1 CRISPR repeat array is annotated in these 1050 nt (G+C 33.9%).

The features are described from left to right. Window positions 1-22: 22 nt before the first annotated feature. Window positions 23-1036: direct repeats of the CRISPR family, unit length 29 nt; unit sequence GTTTTATCTGAACTATGAGGGATGTAAAT. Window positions 1037-1050 lie beyond the last annotated feature (14 nt).

Genomic DNA, 1050 nt, shown 5'->3' with positions numbered 1-1050 from the left:
TCTGTAACTCCCTTTTCTTTAAGTTTTATCTGAACTATGAGGGATGTAAATTGCCTTAGCCAAATTATCGTTTATTTCAACGACAGAGTTTTATCTGAACTATGAGGGATGTAAATAAGAAGCGGGCTATTTTACAAGAGAAAACATATCAGGTTTTATCTGAACTATGAGGGATGTAAATAGATAAAGTCCACATATCTCTGTAGGCTCTACTACGTTTTATCTGAACTATGAGGGATGTAAATAACGACAATAAATTTCATATAGTTGAACAGGAATTTAGTTTTATCTGAACTATGAGGGATGTAAATGTTGACTTTGACATAAATTTATACGACGCAAACAAGTTTTATCTGAACTATGAGGGATGTAAATTTACACAGGACGACTACTTTAGAAAAGACAACCCTGTTTTATCTGAACTATGAGGGATGTAAATTTCCTAGAGGGTACCATGATGGCAATGGTTATGTCCGAGTTTTATCTGAACTATGAGGGATGTAAATTCACATGGAACGGGTTCAGGTAGAACAATTGGAGCAAAGTTTTATCTGAACTATGAGGGATGTAAATTGCTTTAAGAGTGCGTAAGCCTCCCTTCCTCTAGTTGGTTTTATCTGAACTATGAGGGATGTAAATCTTGTAATGCTTCTATTTCGTCTCTGTCATAATCAAGTTTTATCTGAACTATGAGGGATGTAAATTTGCAATCTTTATTGCTTTTAACTCCGTTGGATTACTGGTTTTATCTGAACTATGAGGGATGTAAATACTAGCCAAAATCTTTACTGTTGAAGATTTGAATTTCAGTTTTATCTGAACTATGAGGGATGTAAATAGTATTAGTGCTAGGGTCATAAACAGCCGTATAATTTGTTTTATCTGAACTATGAGGGATGTAAATTCTTTAATTCAAGAATGTTTCCTTCAATACGATTCATGTTTTATCTGAACTATGAGGGATGTAAATGTTAAGGCTCTTAAATATAGAGTTTGCTAATGTAATCGTTTTATCTGAACTATGAGGGATGTAAATTCAAGGCTGGCGAT

It is taken from the genome of Thermoanaerobacter sp. CM-CNRG TB177 (assembly GCF_018588165.1).
Taxonomy (GTDB): Bacteria; Bacillota; Thermoanaerobacteria; order Thermoanaerobacterales; family Thermoanaerobacteraceae; genus Thermoanaerobacter; species Thermoanaerobacter thermocopriae.
The sequence above is the reverse complement of the archived record's forward strand: the minus strand, read 5'-3'. Positions and strand labels throughout refer to the sequence as shown.